14 protein-coding genes are annotated in these 18601 nt (G+C 70.8%); 11 read left to right on the top strand and 3 right to left on the bottom strand.

Features of this window, described 5'->3' with window-relative positions:
- Window positions 1–24 precede the first annotated feature (24 nt).
- A complete protein-coding gene (locus RNB18_RS14255; protein ID WP_311714467.1) occupies window positions 25–840 on the bottom strand; it encodes an SAM-dependent methyltransferase in 816 nt (271 codons plus the stop codon).
- Window positions 841–980: 140 nt separating this feature from the next.
- Here RNB18_RS14255 and RNB18_RS14250 point away from each other — a divergent pair, with 140 nt between their 5' ends.
- From RNB18_RS14250 to RNB18_RS14220, 7 genes are all read left to right on the top strand, one after another.
- Window positions 981–1286 carry a hypothetical protein gene (locus RNB18_RS14250; RefSeq protein WP_311714466.1) on the top strand — a complete coding sequence of 102 codons (306 nt, stop codon included), beginning with the start codon at window positions 981–983 and terminating at the stop codon, window positions 1284–1286.
- Window positions 1287–1478: 192 nt separating this feature from the next.
- Window positions 1479–3722, top strand: a complete 2244-nt coding sequence (locus tag RNB18_RS14245; RefSeq protein WP_311714465.1) for an MMPL family transporter — start codon at window positions 1479–1481, stop codon at window positions 3720–3722.
- Window positions 3700–4275 carry a GNAT family N-acetyltransferase gene (locus RNB18_RS14240; protein ID WP_057616366.1) on the top strand — a complete coding sequence of 192 codons (576 nt, stop codon included), beginning with the start codon at window positions 3700–3702 and terminating at the stop codon, window positions 4273–4275. The genes RNB18_RS14245 and RNB18_RS14240 overlap by 23 nt, the downstream gene beginning before the upstream one ends.
- Window positions 4276–4310: 35 nt before the next feature.
- Entirely contained in the window at window positions 4311–4889 is a 579-nt protein-coding gene (locus tag RNB18_RS14235) for a hypothetical protein (RefSeq protein WP_311714464.1), read from the top strand.
- A 196-nt stretch (window positions 4890–5085) separates the two neighbouring features.
- Entirely contained in the window at window positions 5086–5274 is a 189-nt protein-coding gene (locus RNB18_RS14230) for a hypothetical protein (protein WP_311714463.1), read from the top strand.
- A 137-nt stretch (window positions 5275–5411) separates the two neighbouring features.
- The gene (locus RNB18_RS14225) at window positions 5412–8471 is read left to right on the top strand and encodes a helix-turn-helix transcriptional regulator (RefSeq protein ID WP_311714763.1); all 3060 of its coding nucleotides are present in this window, start codon (window positions 5412–5414) and stop codon (window positions 8469–8471) included.
- Between the two features lie 35 nt (window positions 8472–8506).
- Entirely contained in the window at window positions 8507–8710 is a 204-nt protein-coding gene (locus RNB18_RS14220) for a DUF6191 domain-containing protein (RefSeq protein ID WP_311714462.1), read from the top strand.
- A gap of 9 nt (window positions 8711–8719) precedes the next feature.
- Here the strand turns inward: RNB18_RS14220 and RNB18_RS14215 are convergent, their stop codons facing one another.
- Complete coding sequence (locus tag RNB18_RS14215; protein ID WP_311714461.1) at window positions 8720–9901, bottom strand: PQQ-dependent sugar dehydrogenase; 1182 nt, start codon at window positions 9899–9901, stop codon at window positions 8720–8722.
- 606 nt (window positions 9902–10507) lie between these two features.
- Window positions 10508–11506, bottom strand: a complete 999-nt coding sequence (locus RNB18_RS14210) for an aldo/keto reductase (RefSeq protein ID WP_311714460.1) — start codon at window positions 11504–11506, stop codon at window positions 10508–10510.
- Window positions 11507–11581: 75 nt separating this feature from the next.
- On the opposite strand from RNB18_RS14210, the gene RNB18_RS14205 reads away from it, so the two are divergent.
- From RNB18_RS14205 to ilvN, 4 genes are all read left to right on the top strand, one after another.
- Window positions 11582–12532: a 2-hydroxyacid dehydrogenase gene (locus RNB18_RS14205; RefSeq protein ID WP_311714459.1), complete on the top strand. Its 951-nt coding sequence runs from the start codon at window positions 11582–11584 to the stop codon at window positions 12530–12532.
- A gap of 417 nt (window positions 12533–12949) precedes the next feature.
- Window positions 12950–15967, top strand: a complete 3018-nt coding sequence (locus RNB18_RS14200; RefSeq protein ID WP_311714458.1) for a putative bifunctional diguanylate cyclase/phosphodiesterase — start codon at window positions 12950–12952, stop codon at window positions 15965–15967.
- Window positions 15968–16186: 219 nt separating this feature from the next.
- Window positions 16187–18031 (top strand): acetolactate synthase large subunit, encoded by a 1845-nt coding sequence (locus tag RNB18_RS14195; RefSeq protein ID WP_311714457.1) that lies wholly within the window; start codon window positions 16187–16189, stop codon window positions 18029–18031.
- Between the two features lie 21 nt (window positions 18032–18052).
- Entirely contained in the window at window positions 18053–18580 is a 528-nt protein-coding gene (ilvN, locus tag RNB18_RS14190) for an acetolactate synthase small subunit (protein WP_069766166.1), read from the top strand.
- Window positions 18581–18601 lie beyond the last annotated feature (21 nt).

Below are 18601 nucleotides of genomic sequence, written 5' to 3'. Positions count from 1 at the left end.
GACATGTCCTCCGGGGCCGTACGTCTACTTACGGCGTCCTACGAGCCGTACGAAGCCCAGTGTCCGGCCTTCGTCGGCGCGCACCAGATCCACCGAGTCGCGGGCCATGTCGGCCATCCACGCGTAGGGGCTCTCCTCGGCGCAGACCTCGCTCCACAGCAGCCAGTCCTTCCAGCCGTCGGGCTGCCATTCGGCGGTCTCGACCTCGACGGCCCCCGTGCGCGTCCACTGGCGCCGCCACCAGGCGGCGGAGTGGAACGCCCAGAACCCGGGGTCCCAGAAGGGCTTGAGGTGCTCCGGCGGTTCGGTGCCCTCGATCTCCTCCCTGAGCGCCGGTACGACGATCCCGATCCGCCCACCCGGCTTCAACAACCGGGTCAGCGTGGGCAGATAGAGGTCGTTGGTGCCGAAGTACTGGTACGCGTCGATGCTCACGATCGCATCGAAGCTGCCTTCGGCGAAGGGCAGGTCGTGTGCCTCGGTGTGCACGGGCAGCACCCGGTCGGCGAAACCGGCCTCGGCGATGCGCTTCGCGTTCTCGTCGGGTTTGACCCACAGGTCGGCCGCGGTGACCTGGACGTCGTACTCCCTGGCCAGGAAGACCGAGGTCATCGCCCGGCCGCAGCCCAGGTCGAGCACGCGGGCGCAGGGCCGGAGGGTGTCCAGGCCCAGGGCGGGCGCGAGCCACTCCAGCAGCCACAGCGCGTTCGGGCCCATCTGGTTCTCGATGACCCAGCGGGCGTCGTAGCTGTTGCTGCGCGGGTAGCGGGCCTGGGTCAGCCGCCGGGTGAGGTCCTCACTCGAGGTCCCTGTCATGGACGGGGTGATGTCGTCTGGCATCGGTGAACGGGCTCCTTGAGTCCGGGGAAACGGAAAGGGATACGGAGGAGCTCGGTCGGACGCTCAAACAACGCACCTGCTTCGGTCGGGGGCCGGACGGGCCCGGAGTCTCTCAGCGGAACACGCTACGCTCGCCCGCCATGAACGGTCCTGCGAATTCCGAGCCATCCGACATACAGGAGGAGTACGACGGCCAGGTGCTGGACGCCCGGCGGGCCCGCTGGACGGCCTCCGGCACCGGCGCGCTGCTGGCCCTCGCCGGTCTGGCCGCGGCGGCGCTCCGGTTGAGCGGCTCCGCTCCCGCGCTGGTCCCGGCGGCCTACGCATTCGGCGCCGGGGTGTGCGCGCTTGCCGCGGTCCTGGGCTCCCGCGGGCGCACCCGCTGGGCTCTGTGGCTGCTGATCGCCGGCGTGATGGTGATGGCGCTGGGCGACCAGTTCGACTGACGTGACAGAGTCACCGTTACTGTCCTGTGATCTGTCTCCCACTCTTGTGAATAAACGCACGATCGCGATAAACGATCACTTTCCCCTGCAAGAGTGGTCCACGCATTGCTCATGCGTTCTTTGCGGGCTGTTCACACATGAAGGACTGTTCCCGGACAAAGATCCACAATTCACCTCCCCGGGAGCACGTTCGTGGCAGCCCTTGCACGCTGGTGTGTACGACGACGTCTGGTCGTCGTTCTCCTGTGGCTCCTCGCCCTCGGCGGAGTGAGCGCGGCCGCCGCCGTCACCGGCTCCGCGTACTCGAACGACTACGAGGTCCCCGGCACCGAGTCCGGCCGCGCCACCCAGCTGCTCCAGGACGGCTTCCCGCACCTCGGAGGCGACAGCGACACGGTCGTCTGGCACCTCACATCCGGCTCGGTCCGGGACGCCGACGTCGAGCAGACGATGACCGCGACCCTGGACAAGATCGAGGACCTGCCCGGAGTGGCCGCCGTCGTCAGCCCGTACGACGACGCGGGCGCCGGCCGGGTCAGCGCCGACGGACACACCGCGTACGCCACCGTCACCTTCGCCGACTCGGCCGAGGACATCGACGCCTCCGAGGCGAAGGCCGTGGTGGACACCGCCAAGGACGCAGAGGCCGACGGGCTCCAGGTGGAGCTGGGCGGCAGCGCCGTCGCCCTCACCGAGTCCTCGGGCGGGCATGTCGCCGAGATCGTCGGAGTGCTCGTCGCCGCCGTCGTGCTGTTCCTGGCCTTCGGCTCGCTCGCCGCCTCGCTGCTGCCCATCGCCACCGCCCTGGTCGGTGTGGGCACCGCGTACGCCGGGATCGGGCTGCTCGGGCATGCCATGACCGTCGCCGACTTCGCGCCCATGCTCGGCATGCTGATCGGGCTCGGCGTCGGCATCGACTACGCCCTCTTCATCGTCACCAGACACCGGCGCGGCCTCAAACGCGGGCTCAGCGTCGCCGACTCCGTCGAGAACGCCGTCAGCACCACCGGGCGCGCCGTCGTCTTCGCGGGTGCCACGGTTTGCATCGCCCTGCTGGGGATGCTGATCCTCCGGCTCGGCTTCCTCAACGGCGTCGCGATAGCCGCCTCCCTGACCGTCGTCCTGACGGTCGCCGCCTCCGTGACCCTGCTGCCGGCCCTGCTCTCCCTCATCGGCATGCGCGCCCTGAGCCGGCGGGAGCGGCGCCGCCTCGCCGAGCACGGGCCCGAGCCGGAGCTGCCGACCGGGTTCGCCCACCGCTGGTCCGCGTTCGTGGAACGGCACCCCAAGCTGCTCGGCGCCATCGCCCTGCTGGTCATCACCGTCCTCGCGCTGCCCACGCTGGGCCTGCGCCTCGGCACCTCCGACCAGGGCAACGACCCACGGTCCGCGACCACCCGGCAGGCCTACGACCTCCTCGCGGACGGCTTCGGCCCCGGGGTCAACGGCCCGCTCACGCTGGTGACTCGTGTCGACGGAGCCGAGGACAAGCTGCTCCTCGACAACCTCGACGCCACCATTCGCACCACCGAGGGCATCGCGTCCACCACCCCGGTGACCTACGACACAGGCGGCGACCTCGCCTACTTCACGATCGTCCCCGAGTCCGCCCCGCAGTCCCAGCAGACCAGCGAGCTCGTGGACCGGCTGCGCACCGAGGTGCTGCCGCGCGCGGAGACCGGCACGTCACTCGACATCCAGGTCGGCGGGACGACGGCGTCGTACGACGACTTCGCGGACGTCATCGTCGGAAAGCTGCCGCTGTTCGTCGGCGTGGTCATCGGCCTGGGCTGTCTGCTGCTCCTGCTCGCCTTCCGTTCCGTCGGCATCCCGCTGAAGGCGGCCGCGATGAACGTGGCCGCCGTCGCCGCCTCCTTCGGAGTGGTCGTGGCGATCTTCCAGTGGGGCTGGGGGAGCGAGCTGCTCGGCCTCGGCCGCGCGGGCCCGATCGAGCCCTTCCTCCCCGTGATCATGGTGTCCGTGCTCTTCGGACTCTCCATGGACTACCAGGTCTTCCTGGTCAGCCGGATGTACGAGGAATGGCTGGAGACCCGCGACAACCGGCGGGCCGTCCGGGTCGGCCTCGCCGAGACCAGCCGGGTGATCAACTCCGCCGCGGTCATCATGATCTCCGTCTTCCTCGCCTTCGTCCTCAGCGGCGACCGTGTGATCGCCATGTTCGGCATTGCGCTCGCCGCCGCCGTCGCCCTCGACGCCTTCGTCCTGCGCACCCTCCTCGTCCCCGCCCTCATGCACCTGCTCGGCGGTGCCAACTGGTGGCTGCCGGGCTGGCTGGACCGCCGGATGCCCCGCATCAGCATCGAACCTCCCGAGCGCCGCGCCGCGCATGAGAGGCTCACCGATGTCGTGGAGCAGGACGTCGTGGAGCAGATGGAGAGGGAGCGGGACGAGGATGTACGCGATATCCCTGGGTGACGACGGGGCCGAACTGCGGCCCCTGGAGCCGTGGCACGCGGAGGAGTTCCTGGCCAATCTGGAGCGGGGCCGGGAGTTCATCGGGCAGTTCATCCCCTTCGGTTCCCAGGCCGTCGACGTGGCCTCCGCGCGCGAGACACTCCAGCGGTACGCCCGGATGCGTGCCGACGACACCGGCGGCTACCACGGCATCTGGCTCGACGGAAAACTCGTCGGCGGAGTGCTCACCCTCAACTTCGACGCCGAGCAGGGAAACTGCGAGGTCGGCTGCTGGCTGGAGCCCGCCGCGACCGGCCGCGGACTGATCACCCGGGCCATGCGGATACTGATCGACTGGGTGGTCGAGGAACGTGGTGTCCACCGGGTCGAGTGGGTCGCCGCGTCGGGAAACACGGCCAGCATCAACGTCGCCCGGCGCCTGGGAATGACCCGCGACGGAGTCCGCCGTGAGGCCCACCCCTATCGTGGCGTACGGCACGACCTCGAGGTGTGGTCGATTCTCGCCCCCGAGTGGCGTGAAGCACGCGCGCGTGCAGCCCGGAACGATCATTAAGAACCCTCTCAGACAGGATCCGTACGGTGCCCGACATGGGAACGAAGACAGCTGACGAGACCGGCGCCGAGACGAGCGCAGAGGCCACGACCGAGGAGAAGGTGAACGTCGCCAAGACCGACGCGGTGACGGAGGCCGAGGACACCTCGGCCGAGGACACCGCCGCCGACGAGATCGACGACGAGGACGACCTGCCCGAGTCCGCCCGGGAGGAGGGCCCCACCGGGGTCGGCCAGGGCGCGGGCGCCGTCGTCTCCGCGGCGCTCGGCCTCGTCTCGCTCACCGGCAGCTGGGTCGGCACCATCGCCGCCCAGAAGGAAAGCCTGCTGAGCCAGATGCACAACTCGCAGACTTCGAACGTCTCCACGCTGCTGAAGGAGGGCTACGGCGATGTCTGGAACGTCCAGGCACTGTACGGCGGGATCTTTGCCCTGGTCGCACTGATCGTCGGCGTCGTCGTTCTGGTCCGTCCGGCTTTCGGAGCGCCCGGCAAGCCGCAGGCCGTCTGGATCAAGTCGGTCTCCTGGGCAGGCGTCACGCTCGCTGTCATCGGACTGCTGATCGCCGTCCTCAGGTACAGCGACGTGTTGGTCAGCCTGCCCGCCGCAAGCTGAGTCATGGCAGCTCACGAGGGGTCTTAGGACAGCCGTAGGTACCTTACGGAGGCGATAAGACCCCTCTAGCGCGTCTAAGGCCCCCGCGGCCCGCGAAGATGCGGAACTCTCCCGATGTGGCGGACCCCCCTCGGAGACGAAGGTAGAGGCATCGCAGAAAGCGAAGCCCGAAACCGACTCCGACAAGGACGACACCATGTACTCCGCATACGAGATCTCCCAGTACCGCTCCGCCGAACTGCGCCGCCAGGCCGAGCACGAGCGCCTCGTCCGCGAGACCCTGCGCGGCCGCCGCGCCGCCCGTCGCGAAGCCGCCGAGCGCACCGCGGAGAGCGATTCGCATACCGGCCGCCCCCGGCGGCACCGGTTCCTCCGCACGGCGTGAGCGCCGGCAGGGAGGACGGCCGTACGGCTCTGCCCGTCCCCGCGGTCATCACCGCGGCCGTCCTCCCGGCAACCAGGGCCAGTTGGGGAACCGGACCCGCCCCGAAAACGAGTGCCGCGCTGTCGGACCCGCGTGTAATGCTCGGGCCTGTGGAGACCAGGTCCGTCAGTCCCGTGTTCGTCGGCCGCACCGAAGAGCTGAACAGCCTGAACGAAGCGCTCGCCCGCGCCACCGCGGGCGAGCCTCAGGCGTTGCTGCTCGGCGGCGAGGCCGGTGTCGGCAAGACCCGGCTCGTCGAGGAGTTCGCCACCGCCGCCTGCCGTCAGGGCGCGGTCGTCGCCCTCGGCGGCTGCGTCGAGATCGGCGCCGACGGCCTGCCCTTCGCCCCCTTCTCCACCGCCCTGCGCGCGCTGCGCCGCGCCCTGCCCGACGAACTGGCCGCCGCGGCCGCGGGCCAGGAGGAGGAACTGGCCAGGCTGCTGCCCGAGGTCGGCGAGGCCCTCCCCGCCCGGGGCACCGGCCGGCACGACGAGGAGAGCCTGGCCCGCCTCTTCGAACTGACCGCCCGCCTCCTGGAGCGCGTCGCCGCCGAGCGCACCGTCGTCGTCGCCCTGGAGGACCTCCACTGGGCCGACGCCTCCACCCGCCACCTTTTGGCCTACCTCTTCCGCACCCTGCGCACCGGCCGCCTGGTCGTCCTCGCCACCTACCGCGCCGACGACATCCATCGCCGCCACCCGCTGCGCCCCCTGCTCGCCGAACTCGACCGGCTGCGCACGGTCCGCCGGATCGAACTCGGCCGCTTCAACCGGGACGAGGTCAGCCGCCAGATAGCCGGGATCCTCGCCACCGAACCGAACCCCGCCCAGGTCGACGACATCTTCGAACGCTCCGACGGCAACGCCTTCTTCGTCGAGGAACTCGCCGTCTGCGCCACCGAGGGCTGTGGCACCGGCCTCACCGACTCCTTGCGCGATGTGCTCCTCGTCCGCGTCGAGGGGCTGCCCGAGAGCACCCAGCGGGTCGCCCGGGTCGTCGCCGAGGGCGGCTCCACCGTGGAGTACCGGCTGCTCGCCGCCGTCACCCGGCTCGCCGAGGACGACCTCATCGAGGCGCTGCGGGTCGCGGTGAACGCCAACATCCTCCTTCCGGCCCCCGACGGCGACGGCTACCGCTTCCGGCACTCCCTGGTCCGCGAGGCCGTCGCCGACGATCTGCTGCCCGGCGAACGCTCCCGCCTCAACCGCCGCTACGCCGAAGCCCTGGAGGCCGACCCCACGCTCGTCCCGGCCGACGGGCGAGTCATGCGTCTGGCCAGTTACTGGTACCACGCCCACGACGCGGCCAAGGCCCTGCCCGCCGTCCTGGACGCCTCCGTCACCGCCCGCCGCCGGCACGCCTACTCCGAACAACTCCGGCTCCTGGAACGCGCGATGGAGCTGTGGGACACCACCCCCGAGGACGTCAGGGCCGCCCTGCGCCCCGTCGACTACACCGAGGTCTACCCTCCCTGCGGCTGCGACCCGGCCACCACCGCGCTGCGCTACCTCGACCTGATGGCCGAGGCCGCCGTCGCCGGCCGCCTGGGCGGCGAACGCGAACGCGCCCTGAAGATCACCAGGCGGGCCCTGCACCTCCTGGAGGACGACGGGGACCCCCTGCGCGCCGCCTGGTTCTGGGTCCAGCGCTCCCATCTCGTCCAGGGGCTGGCCCGCGGCGACGGCTGGACCGAACTGGCGACCGCCAAGGATCTCGTCTGCGGTCTGCCGCCCTCCGAGGTGCATGCCGATGTCCTGGCGAACGTCGCCCACTGGTCCATGGTTCACGTTCCCGGCCCCGAGGCCATCACGGCCGCCGAAAGTGCCGTGGAGTACGCGCGCATGGTCGGCGCCCGCGAAATCGAGATGAACGCCCGGCTCACCCACGCGGGTCTCATCGTCGAGTCCGGTGGCGTCGAGACCGGGCTCGCCGAGATGTTCGAGATCCTGCGGCAGACCATCGAGGACGGCATCTCCGCCGTCGCCAGCCGTGTCTACGTGAATCTGCCGAACGCCCTCGAAGCCATCGGGCGCTCCCGGGAAGCCGTGCCGATCCTGGAGGAGGGGCTCGGCTACGCCCGGAAGTTCGGCCTGTCCGACAAGGAGGCCTGGATCTGGGGCAACCTCGCCGAGTCCCTCTATTCGCTGGGCCACTGGGACCGGGCCGCGGAATCCGCCACGAGGGCCGAACTCGTCGGCAGGAGCGCCCAGCCCCGCGGCTTCCACGCCGGCAACCGCGCGGCACTCGCCCTCGCCCGCGGCGACCTGTCCGAGGCGGCACGCCAACTCACCGCCGCGCGCGGCTACTTCGGTACCCATGACAGAACCCCTCAGCACGAACTCCCCCTCACCGAACTGGCCATCGGCATCGCCGCCGCCGAGGGCCGCCTCCTCGACGCCCGCGCCGAACTCGAACGCGTCCTGGACGCCGGCTTCCCGCCCGGCACCCAGCGCTATGCGTGGCCCCTGCTGCTCACCGCCGCCACCATGGAGGCCGACGCCCTCGGCCTGCCCGTCGCCGAACAGGGTCGCGCGAAGATCCTCCACCGCATCAGGGAGGCCGCCAGGCCCCTCGCCACCAACGCACCCGTCTGGCTGGCCCACGAACGCTGGGTCCGCGCCGAACTGCTGCGCGCCGAGAGCGCCGACACCCCGGACCACTGGTACGAGGCCGTCACCGCCCTCGAGCCCTTGGAACGCCCCTACGACCTCGCCCGCGTCCGCCACCGGCTAGCCCAAGCCCTGCTGTCGGCACCCGGGGGCGCCGAGCAGCCCGAGCGCGACCGGGCCACCGAACTCCTGCGCCTCGCCCACGCCGCCGCCGACCACCTAGGCGCCCGGCCCCTCGCCGACGCCGTCACCCTCCTCGCCCAGCGCGCCCGCCTCACCCTGACCGCTGCGCCGGCCCCCGGCCGGGAGGACCCGGTCCGCTCCCTCGGCCTCACCGGCCGCGAACGCGATGTCCTGCGCCTGGTCGCCCTCGGCCGCACCAACCGCCTGATCGCCGAGGAACTCTTCATCTCCCCGAAGACGGCCAGCGTCCATGTCTCCAACATCCTGGCCAAGCTCGGCGTCTCCGGACGGGGCGAGGCGGCGGCGGTGGCGCACCGGCTGGGGCTGTTCCCGGCGGAGGCTCTCCACGCGCCGATCACAGAGTGAGGCGTACGGTGTAGGAGACCGGCAGGGGAGACTGCATGTTCAACATGTTCGAGGAACTGTTCGCACCCGGCCGTAAGCACACCCGTGACGAGCAGAACCGGCTGGAGCTGACCCGCGAGGACGTCGGCGACGGCGACCCCGGACGCGGACCGATAGATCTCACGTCCGGGAAGGTCGTCGTCCGCCGGTCCAGGCCGGACGACGACACCGAGGATCCCTCGCAGAGCGCGCCGGAATGACGGCTCCGGCTAGCTGACCTGTATCTCCAGGATCTTGTCGTCCCCGTCCTTGGGGCTGCCGCGGCCGTCGGTGTTGCTGGTGACGAGCCACAGCTTGTCGCCGCCTGCCGAGACCACCGTGCGCAGCCGGCCGTACTCCCCCTTCAGGAAGGACTGCGGGTCGGCGGAGGCCGCCGTGCCGTTCAACGGGATGCGCCACAGGCGCTGGCCCTTCAGCCCGGCCATCCAGACGGAGCCCTCGGCGTAGGCGATACCGCTGGGGGAGGCGTCGTCGGTGTGCCACTGGGCTATCGGGTTGTGGAAGTTCTTGTCGTCGGACTTGCCCTCGGCGGTCGGCCAGCCGTAGTTGTCGCCCGGCTTGATCGCGTTCAGCTCGTCCCAGGTGTCCTGGCCGAACTCCGAGGCGAACAAACGCTGTTTGGAGTCCCAGGCGAGGCCCTGCACATTGCGGTGGCCGTAGGAGTACACGGGGGAGTCCGGGAACGGGTTGCCCGGGGCCGGGTCGCCCTCCGGGGTCAGGCGAAGGATCTTGCCGCCGAGGGACTTGCGGTCCTGGGACAGGCCGGTGTTGCCGCTCTCGCCCGTGCCCGCGTACAGCATGCCGTCCGGGCCGAACGCGATCCGGCCGCCGTTGTGGATGAAGCCCTTCGGTATGCCCTTGAAGACGGTGTCGGGTGCGCCCAGTTGCTCACCGGAGGCCTTCTGCTCGTCGTAGACCATGCGCACGACGCGGTTGTCCGAGTCGGAGGTGAAGTAGGCGTAGACCATGTGGTCCGAGGCGTAGTCCGGGGACAGCGCGATGCCCAGGAGGCCGCCTTCGCCGGCCGCGGAGACCCCGGAGACCTGCCCCAGCTCCGTCTTCTTGCCGGACTGTCCGTCGACCCGGGTGATCGTGCCGTCGTCCCGTGAGGAGACGAGCAGGTCGCCGTCGGGGAGCGGGGCGAGGCCCCAGGGGGTCTTGAGGTCCTCGGCGACCGTGCGCACCACCTTCACCGAGCCCTTCGCCGGCGGGGTTGCCTCCGCGGCCTGCTGGGTGGGGGAGGACCCCGAGGCCGGACCGCTCGACGAGGCGCTGTCGCCGCCGTCGGGCGAGCCGCCGCCCCCTCCTCCGCCGTCGGAGGAGCAGCCGGCCGTCAGCAGGAGCGTGGTCGCGGCCAGCACGGCCGTCACAGCTCGACGATGCACGATCATGGTCCCTTCGAAGCGGCGGGTTCTACCTGTCATACACCGCTCGCGCCTCCCAGGTTCCCGATCTCCCGGACCCAATGCGCGCACCCGCTCCCGCCAGTTCCGCGGCGCGTGTGCGGTCGGTGGGTCTGCCGGCCCACGGCTCGTGTGCGGTCGGCAGGCATCGGTCCGCGGCGCGGACGCGGTCCGAGGGTCTGCCGGTGCTGCGGGTCCCTGCGCAGTCGGAGGCCTGCTGGTCCGCGGCTCGGGTGCCGCTGGGGGCTGCTGGTCCGCGGCTGGGGCGCCGGCGTTGGTGGGTCTGCCGGCCTTGCGGCGCCTAACGGGCCGGTGGGTCTGCCGGTCCCACGGGCCCCTGGGCAGTTGGCGGGTTTGCTGGTCCGTGGCCTGTGCGCCGCCGCTGGGTCTGCCGGCTTGTGGCCCGTGTGCTGTCGGCAGGCTGGTTCGTGGTGCGGGTGTCGGCCAGGGGCCTGCTCGTCCCACGGATCGTGGCGCGGACGCCGTCCGAGGGTCTGCCGGTGCTACGGGTCCCTGCGCAGTCGGCAGGCTTGCTGGTCCGCAGGTCGGGTGCCGCCGCCGGGGCTGCTGGTCCGTGGCCCGTCGGCGGGTCCGTCAGTCCCACGACCCCTGTGCCGCCGGCAGTGCCGCCACCTCGGTGAGGTCCTGGCCGGTCAGACGGAGGCCGGACGCCGCCGCGTTCTCCGCCACCCACCGCTCCTGCTTGGTCCCGGGCACCGGGACCACGTGAGTGCCCTGGGCCAGCACCCAAGCCAGCGCCACCTGCGCCGGGGTGAAGCCCTCCCCGTGCCGGGCCGCGACGCGGCGCAGGCCGGAGACGATCGGCTGGTTCGCGGCCATCATCTCGGCCGTGAAGCGGGGATGGCGGGCGCGGACGTCGTCCGGTTCGAAGCCCTCGCCGGGGATAAGGGTGCCGGTCAGGAAGCCGTTGCCGAGGGGCATCGCCGCCAGGAAGCCGATGCCGCGTGCCGCGCACCACGGCAGCAGCGTCTTCAGCGCCTCCGGCGACCACACCGACAGCTCCGCCTCCACCGCGCTCACCGGGAAGACCTGCTGGACCCGCTGCAACTGCCGGATCGTCGCGTCGTACAGCCGCCTGCCGGAGCGGCGCCCGCCTCGCGCTCCCATCGCGCAGAGCCCCAACGACCGTACCTTTCCGGCCTGTACGAGCTCCGCCATCGCGCCCCACGTCTCCTCGACCGGCACCTCGGGGTCCTCGCGGTGCAGCTGGTAGAGGTCGATCACATCGGTCTGGAGCCGCCGCAGGGAGGCGTCACAGGCCCGTTTCACATAGCCAGGGCGGCCGTTGGCCACGATGTGCTGTTCGCCCACCAGCAGGCCGACCTTCGTCGACACGAAGGCGTCCTCGCGCCGCTCCTTCAACACCCGGCCGAGCAGTAGCTCGTTGGTGAACGGGCCGTACATGTCGGCCGTGTCCAGCAGCGTCGAGCCCAGATCGAGCGCCCGGTGCACGGCCCTGACCGACTCGTCGCCCCGCTGCCGCGACCCGCTGTAGGCCCAGCTCATCGGCATGCACCCGAGTCCGACGGCTCCCACCGCGAGCGCCGCCGCGCCGATCTTCCTGCGCTCCACCTGCTCGTGACCCTCCCTCTTCCGGCCCCCAACCTAACCTCTGGGCTCCCGGGCGCCTGACATAGCCTCCTGAGCATGAGTGCTGACGTGTGGCTTCCCATCCCGCCCGACGACATCGAGGGACTCCCCGAGGGCCCCGGCTATCACTTCTGGAACGGCGAGGAGGACTTCCCGGCGGACCCGGCCGACTGCGTGTACTACGTCGTCCCCTACATGAAGCCGCTCGATGTCGTCCTGCGGCCGATGCCCCACCTGAGCTCCGTCGAGGTCGTACAGACGCTGTCGGCCGGCGTCGACAACGTGGCACCGGGCCTGAGGCATCTGCGTCCCGGCGTGCGGTTGTGCAACGCGCGCGGTGTGCACGAGGCGAGCACCGCCGAGCTCACGCTCACCCTGGTCCTCGCCTCGCTGCGCGGGATCCCCGACTTCGTACGGGCCCAGGACAAGGGGGAGTGGCGCGGCGGGTTCCGGCCCTCGCTCGCCGACAAGAACGTCCTCATCGTCGGCTACGGCTCGATCGGCTCCGCCATCGAGGACCGGCTCGTACCGTTCGAGGTCGCGCGGGTGGCGCGCGTCGCGCGCTCCGCGCGCACCACGGAGCGCGGGCCGGTGCACCCGCTCACCGAACTGCCCGCCCTGCTCCCCGAGGCGGACGTCGTCATCCTGTCCACGCCCCTCGACGAGACCACGCGTCACCTGGCCGACGCCGACTTCCTGGCCCGTATGAAGGACGGCGCGCTCCTCGTGAACGTCGCCCGCGGACCGGTCGTCGACACCAAGGCGCTGCTCGCCGAACTGGAGACCGGCCGCATCACCGCCGCCCTCGACGTCACCGACCCCGAGCCGCTGCCCCTGGGACACCCCTTGTGGCAGGCGCCGGGCGTACTCATCAGTCCCCATGTCGGAGGACCCACCTCCGCGTTCCTGCCGCGCGCCAAGCGCCTGTTGGTGGACCAGTTGACCCGCTATGTGAACCAGGAACCCTTGCGCAACGTGATCCTTACGACGGGTTCCGAGAACGCTTAGACACACGGAGCAACAGGCGCGCAATCCGCTTCCTGTACCCTCCGCAACCTTCCGGACGCGGGCCGTGCTCACATCGCCGCTGGTCGTCACGGAGCGTAGAGGAACTATGTCCCTGAGTGACGAGACTGGTGTATCGTCCCGACAGGGGCAGCGCCGCGCACCGTTCGGCGCCGGGGATGGACATTGCAGACTGTGAGGGGGGCGACGGGCGATGTACGGCCTATGGACCAACGATCCGACGCGGCGGGGCCGCCGGCTCCGACCCTGGCACACAGCCGCGCGCAGACGCGGCCACCACGCCGGTCACGGCGGTCACCACAGCCCTCAACACCGCAGGCACAGCAGCCGCAGGAGGCATGCGCACCCGGCGCACCCGGACCCCTGGGACCCCGGAGCGGCGCGGACCGGGAGGACCCGGTGAGCTCGCCCCCCTCTCCCACGACGACCCTCGACGGAGCGCTGCGCGCCCGGCCCGCGAGGGGGGCGCTGCTGCCCTCCCGGCCGCCGGTCCTCCGTGGCGGGTCGAGCCTGGTCCACCAACTCCTCCTCGCCCTGGTGTGCGCGGGATACGCCATCGGTTCCGCGCTCGGCTGGGGCTCGCGCGAAGTCGCCCTGATCATGGGCGACTTCGGGCTGAGCGCCGCGGCGGGCGCCGCCGCCGTGTCGTGCTTCCTCCACGCCCGCGACCGCCGGGTCCGCTTCCGGCAGGCCTGGCTGCTCTTCGCGCTCTCCTCGCTCATGGCGTCGCTGGGCAACCTGATCTGGGGGTGGTACGAGGTCGTCCTGGGCCGGGAGGTGCCCAGCCCCAGCTATGCCGACCTGTTCTTCCTGTGCTTCGCGCCGCCCGCCATCGTGGGTCTGCTGGTCCTCGCCAAGCGCCCGGTGACGAAGGCGGGCTGGGTCTGTCTCGGCCTGGACTCCTGGCTGATCGGCGGCTCGCTCCTCACGCTCTCATGGAGCCTGGCTCTCGCCCAGGCGGCCAAGTCGGAGGGGCCCAGCGTCGCGCACACCGCACTGTCCCTGGCCTATCCGCTGCTGGACATCGCCCTGGTCAGCATGGTCCTCGCGCTGCACTTCCGGCGCTCGGCGGTCAACCGCACCGCGGTGAACACCGCGATCGGCGCGCTCGCTCTGACCGTGATGTGCGACGCCCTGTTCACCTCGCCACTGCTCCACAACAACTACCGCTCCGGCCAGTTGCTGGACGCCGGATGGTTCGCCGGCTCCCTGCTCCTCGCCTACGCCCCCTGGGCCGCGCCCCGGCAACCGGACGGCGACCGGCGCCGACCGACCGGGCGCACGCGCGTGGTGCACGAACACCTGCCCAGGCCGCGCTTCGGGATCCAGCGCCACCCGTCCGCGCAGGGAGTGCAGGGAGTGCAGGGCGCGCAGGGCGGTGACCACAGCCGGTATCCGGTCACCCGGCCCATCACCGGGTCGCTGGCCGCCCTCACCCCGTATCTCGCGGCCGCCGTCTGCACGCTGGGGATCCTCTACAACGTCCTCAACGGCCGCAGCGTGGACCGCGTGGTGCTCCTCACCGGCGGCACCGTCGTGCTCGCCCTCGTGGTGCGTCAGGGCATCATGCTGCTCGACAACATCACCCTCACCCAGGAACTCGCGCAGAAGGAGAACCACTTCCGCTCCCTGGTGCAGGGCTCGAGCGACGTCATCATGATCGCCGCACCCAACGGCATCCTCCGGTACGTCTCCCCGGCCGCCGCAGGGGTCTACGGCCGCTCCGCCGAGGAGCTCGTGGGTACGGAACTGGCCGGTCTCATCCACCCGGAGGATCTGGGCTGCGTGGTGCACGAGGTGCGCCGTTTCCTCGCCGCCAGCCCTCTCGAAGAGCCCACCACCCGCATCGAGTGCCGTTTCCGGTCCGGCGACGGCGGCTGGCTCAACGTCGAGTCCACCGTCAACCGTCACCACGGCGGCCTCATCTTCAACAGCCGGGACGTGACCGAAAGAGTGCGCCTGCAGGCGCAGCTCCAGCACAACGCCGAGCACGACCCGCTGACCGACCTGCCCAACCGCGCCCTGTTCACCCGGCGCGTCCAGCAGGCCCTGTCCGGCCGCCGTTCCTCCGACCGCGGCACGGCCGTCCTCTTCATCGACCTGGACGGCTTCAAGGCCGTCAACGACACGATCGGGCACCAGGCCGGGGACGAGCTGCTCGTCCAGGCCGCCCGCAGACTCCAGGACGCGGTCCGCTACGGGGACACCGCCTCCCGCCTCGGCGGGGACGAGTTCGCCGCGCTGATCGTCGGGGACGGCACCCGCGACCGCACCGCCCGCGAGGGCCACATCCTGGAGCTCGCCGACCGCCTCAGGGTCACGCTCTCGCAGCCGTACCTCATCGACGGCAACGATGTCCGGGTCGCCGCCTCCATCGGCGTCGCCTTCGCCGACCCCGGCCTCGGGGCGGGCGAGCTCCTGCGCAACGCGGACCTCGCGATGTACCGCGCCAAGGCGGGCGGCAAGGGCCGCGTCGAGCTCTACGCGCCCCAGATGCAGCAGGACGTCGTACGGAAGGCGGAGCTGGCCACGCGCCTGCGTGCCGCGCTGCACGACGGCGAGTTCGCCCTGCTGCACCAGCCCGTCGTCTGTCTGGAGGACGGCCGGATCACCTCGGTCTCCGCCCAGGCACGCTGGCGCTCCTCCCAGGGGGTGCTGTTCACGCCGGCCGAGTTCCTGCGGGTGGCCGAGGACAGCGACCGTGCGCAGGAGCTGGGCCGCTGGATCCTGGAGGAGGCCCTCGAACAGGCCGCAGAGCGGGCCGCGACCGGGCTGACCGTGCCCGTGGCGGTCCGGATGAGCGCCCAGCGGCTGCTGGACCGCTCACTGCCCCTGGGCTCGGTGGAGGCGCTGCTGACCCGGCACGGGCTGCCGTCGGGCTCCCTGGTCATCGAGCTCTCCGACACCGATCCCCGGGTCTCCCTGGACGAGCTGGAGCGCCGGCTGACCGCCATCCGCCGCGTCGGTGTCCGGATCGCCCTGGACGGCTTCGGCAGCGGCTACGCGGCGATCACCGCGCTGCGCAGACTCCCCGTGGACGTACTGAAGCTCGACCGCAGCCTGGTCGAGGGCGTCGTGGAGTCCGCCAGACTGCACAAGATCACCAGCGGTCTGCTGAGGATCGCCGGAGACCTCGGCCTTCAGTCCGTGGCCGACGGCGTGGACCTCCCGGAACAGGTCGTCGCCCTGCGGGCGATGGGCTGCACCCACGGGCAGGGCATGGCCTTCTCCGGACCGCTGGACGAGTACAGGCTGCGCAGGGCGCTGGCCTCGGGCCACTATCCGGTGCCGCACGGCCCCGCCGAGCCCGCGTTCGCGGGGAGCGGCGCGGAGGTGTACACCAGTGGGGTGACCGCGGTCCTCGGAGGCGGCACGGCCCTCCGCTCACATAATGAGACTCCCGTCCCACCCACTTGACACCACATGCGTGCCGGGGGGAGGGTCAGTGCCATGCGCACCCGAATTCTCGTACTTGGAAAGCGCGTCGGCTGACGCTGAGCCCTCGATCGCTCAGCGACCCCACCCGGCGCGCTCCCCTCGCTTGCCTTATGGCACGAGGGGTTTTTTGTTGCACCAGCACCAGTCGAACACCGCACAAACTTCGCAAAAACCCTCAGCATCGAGAAGAGAATGACGATGACCGAGCAGGCCACCGGGGCCCATCCGCAGCCGCGGCCCCGATCCGGAGGACAGCAGTCCGCCCCCGAGCACGTCACGGGCGCGCAGTCCCTCATCCGCTCTCTCGAGGAGGTCGGCGCCGAGACGGTATTCGGCATTCCCGGCGGTGCCATCCTTCCGGCGTACGACCCGCTGATGGACTCCACCCGGGTCCGGCACGTCCTGGTCCGTCACGAGCAGGGCGCGGGCCACGCGGCCACCGGTTACGCGCAGGCCACCGGCAAGGTCGGCGTCTGCATGGCGACCTCGGGCCCCGGTGCCACCAACCTGGTCACCCCGATCGCGGACGCCCACATGGACTCGGTGCCGCTCGTGGCGATCACCGGGCAGGTGGCCTCCAAGGCGATCGGCACGGACGCCTTCCAGGAGGCGGACATCGTCGGCATCACCATGCCGATCACCAAGCACAACTTCCTCGTCACCAAGGCCGAGGACATCCCGCGCGTCATCGCGCAGGCCTTCCACATCGCCTCCACCGGCCGCCCCGGCCCGGTCCTGGTCGACATCGCCAAGGACGCCCTCCAGGCGAAGACGACCTTCTCCTGGCCGCCGGTCATGGACCTGCCCGGCTACCGCCCGGTGACAAAGCCGCACGCCAAGCAGATCCGCGAAGGCGCCAAGCTGATCACCCAGGCCAAGCGGCCCGTCCTCTACGTCGGTGGCGGTGTCATCAAGGCCGGCGCCACCGCCGAGCTGAAGGTCCTCGCAGAACTCACCGGAGCCCCCGTCACCACCACCCTGATGGGGCTCGGCGCATTCCCCGACAGCCACCCGCTGCACGTGGGAATGCCGGGCATGCACGGTTCGGTCACCGCCGTCACCGCGCTTCAGAAGGCCGACCTGATCGTCGCCCTCGGTACCCGCTTCGACGACCGCGTCACCGGCAAGCTGGACAGCTTCGCCCCGCACGCCAAGATCGTCCACGCCGACATCGACCCTGCCGAGATCGGCAAGAACCGTGCCGCCGACGTGCCGATCGTCGGGGACGCCCGCGAGGTCATCGCCGACCTGGTCCAGGCCGTCCAGAAGGAACACAGCGAGGGCCACCAGGGCGACTACAGCGCCTGGTGGAAGGACCTGTCCCGCTGGCGCGAGAACTACCCGCTCGGCTACGACCTGCCCGCCGACGGCTCGCTCTCCCCGCAGCAGGTGATCGAGCGGGTCGGACAGCTCGCCCCCGAGGGCACGATCTTCGCGGCGGGCGTCGGCCAGCACCAGATGTGGTCCGCGCACTTCATCCAGTACGAGAAGCCCGCCACCTGGCTGAACTCCGGCGGCGCCGGAACCATGGGCTACGCGGTCCCGGCCGCGATGGGCGCCAAGGCCGGAATGCCGGGCAACACGGTCTGGGCGATCGACGGCGACGGCTGCTTCCAGATGACCAACCAGGAACTGACCACCTGCGCCCTGAACAACATCCCGATCAAGGTCGCCATCATCAACAACGGCGCCCTCGGGATGGTCCGCCAGTGGCAGACCCTCTTCTACAACCAGCGGTACTCCAACACCGTGCTGCACAGCGGTCCCGAGGACATCAACCCGGACGCCAAGGGCACGCGCGTGCCGGACTTCGTGAAGCTGTCCGAGGCGATGGGCTGCGTGGGCCTGCGTTGTGAGCGCCCGGAGGACCTGGACAAGGTCATCGAAGAGGCGAACTCCATCAACGACCGTCCCGTCGTCGTCGATTTCATCGTCCACGAGGACGCGATGGTGTGGCCGATGGTCGCCGCCGGCACCTCGAACGACACGATCCTGGCCGCCCGGGACGTCCGCCCCGACTTCGGCGACAACGAAGACGACTGAGCGAGAGAGACGTAAAAGATCATGTCCAAGCACACGCTCTCCGTCCTGGTGGAGAACACCCCCGGCATCCTCGCCCGGATCGCCGCCCTGTTCTCCCGCCGCGGCTTCAACATCGACTCGCTCGCGGTCGGTGTCACCGAGCACCCCGAGATCTCCCGGATCACCATCGTGGTCACCGTGGTCGAGGAACTGCCGCTGGAGCAGGTGACCAAGCAGCTCAACAAGCTCGTCAACGTGCTGAAGATCGTCGAGCTGGAACCCGGCTCGGCCGTTCAGCGCGAACTCGTTCTGGTGAAGGTGCGCGCCGACAACGAGACGCGCTCCCAGATCGTCGAGATCGTCCAGCTGTTCCGCGCCAAGACCGTCGACGTCTCCCCGGAGGCCGTCACGATCGAGGCCACCGGCAGCGGCGAGAAGCTGTCCGCGATGCTGAAGATGCTGGAGCCCTTCGGCATCAAGGAGCTGGTCCAGTCGGGCACCATCGCGATCGGCCGCGGCGCCCGTTCGATCACGGACCGCTCGCTGCGCGCGCTCGACCGCAGCGCATAGGGCCGGGTACGGGCGGCTCCG

The sequence above is a fragment of the Streptomyces doebereineriae genome, from assembly GCF_031845645.1.
Classification (GTDB): Bacteria; Actinomycetota; Actinomycetes; order Streptomycetales; family Streptomycetaceae; genus Streptomyces; species Streptomyces canus.
This window is presented reverse-complemented; position numbering and strand designations above follow the sequence as displayed.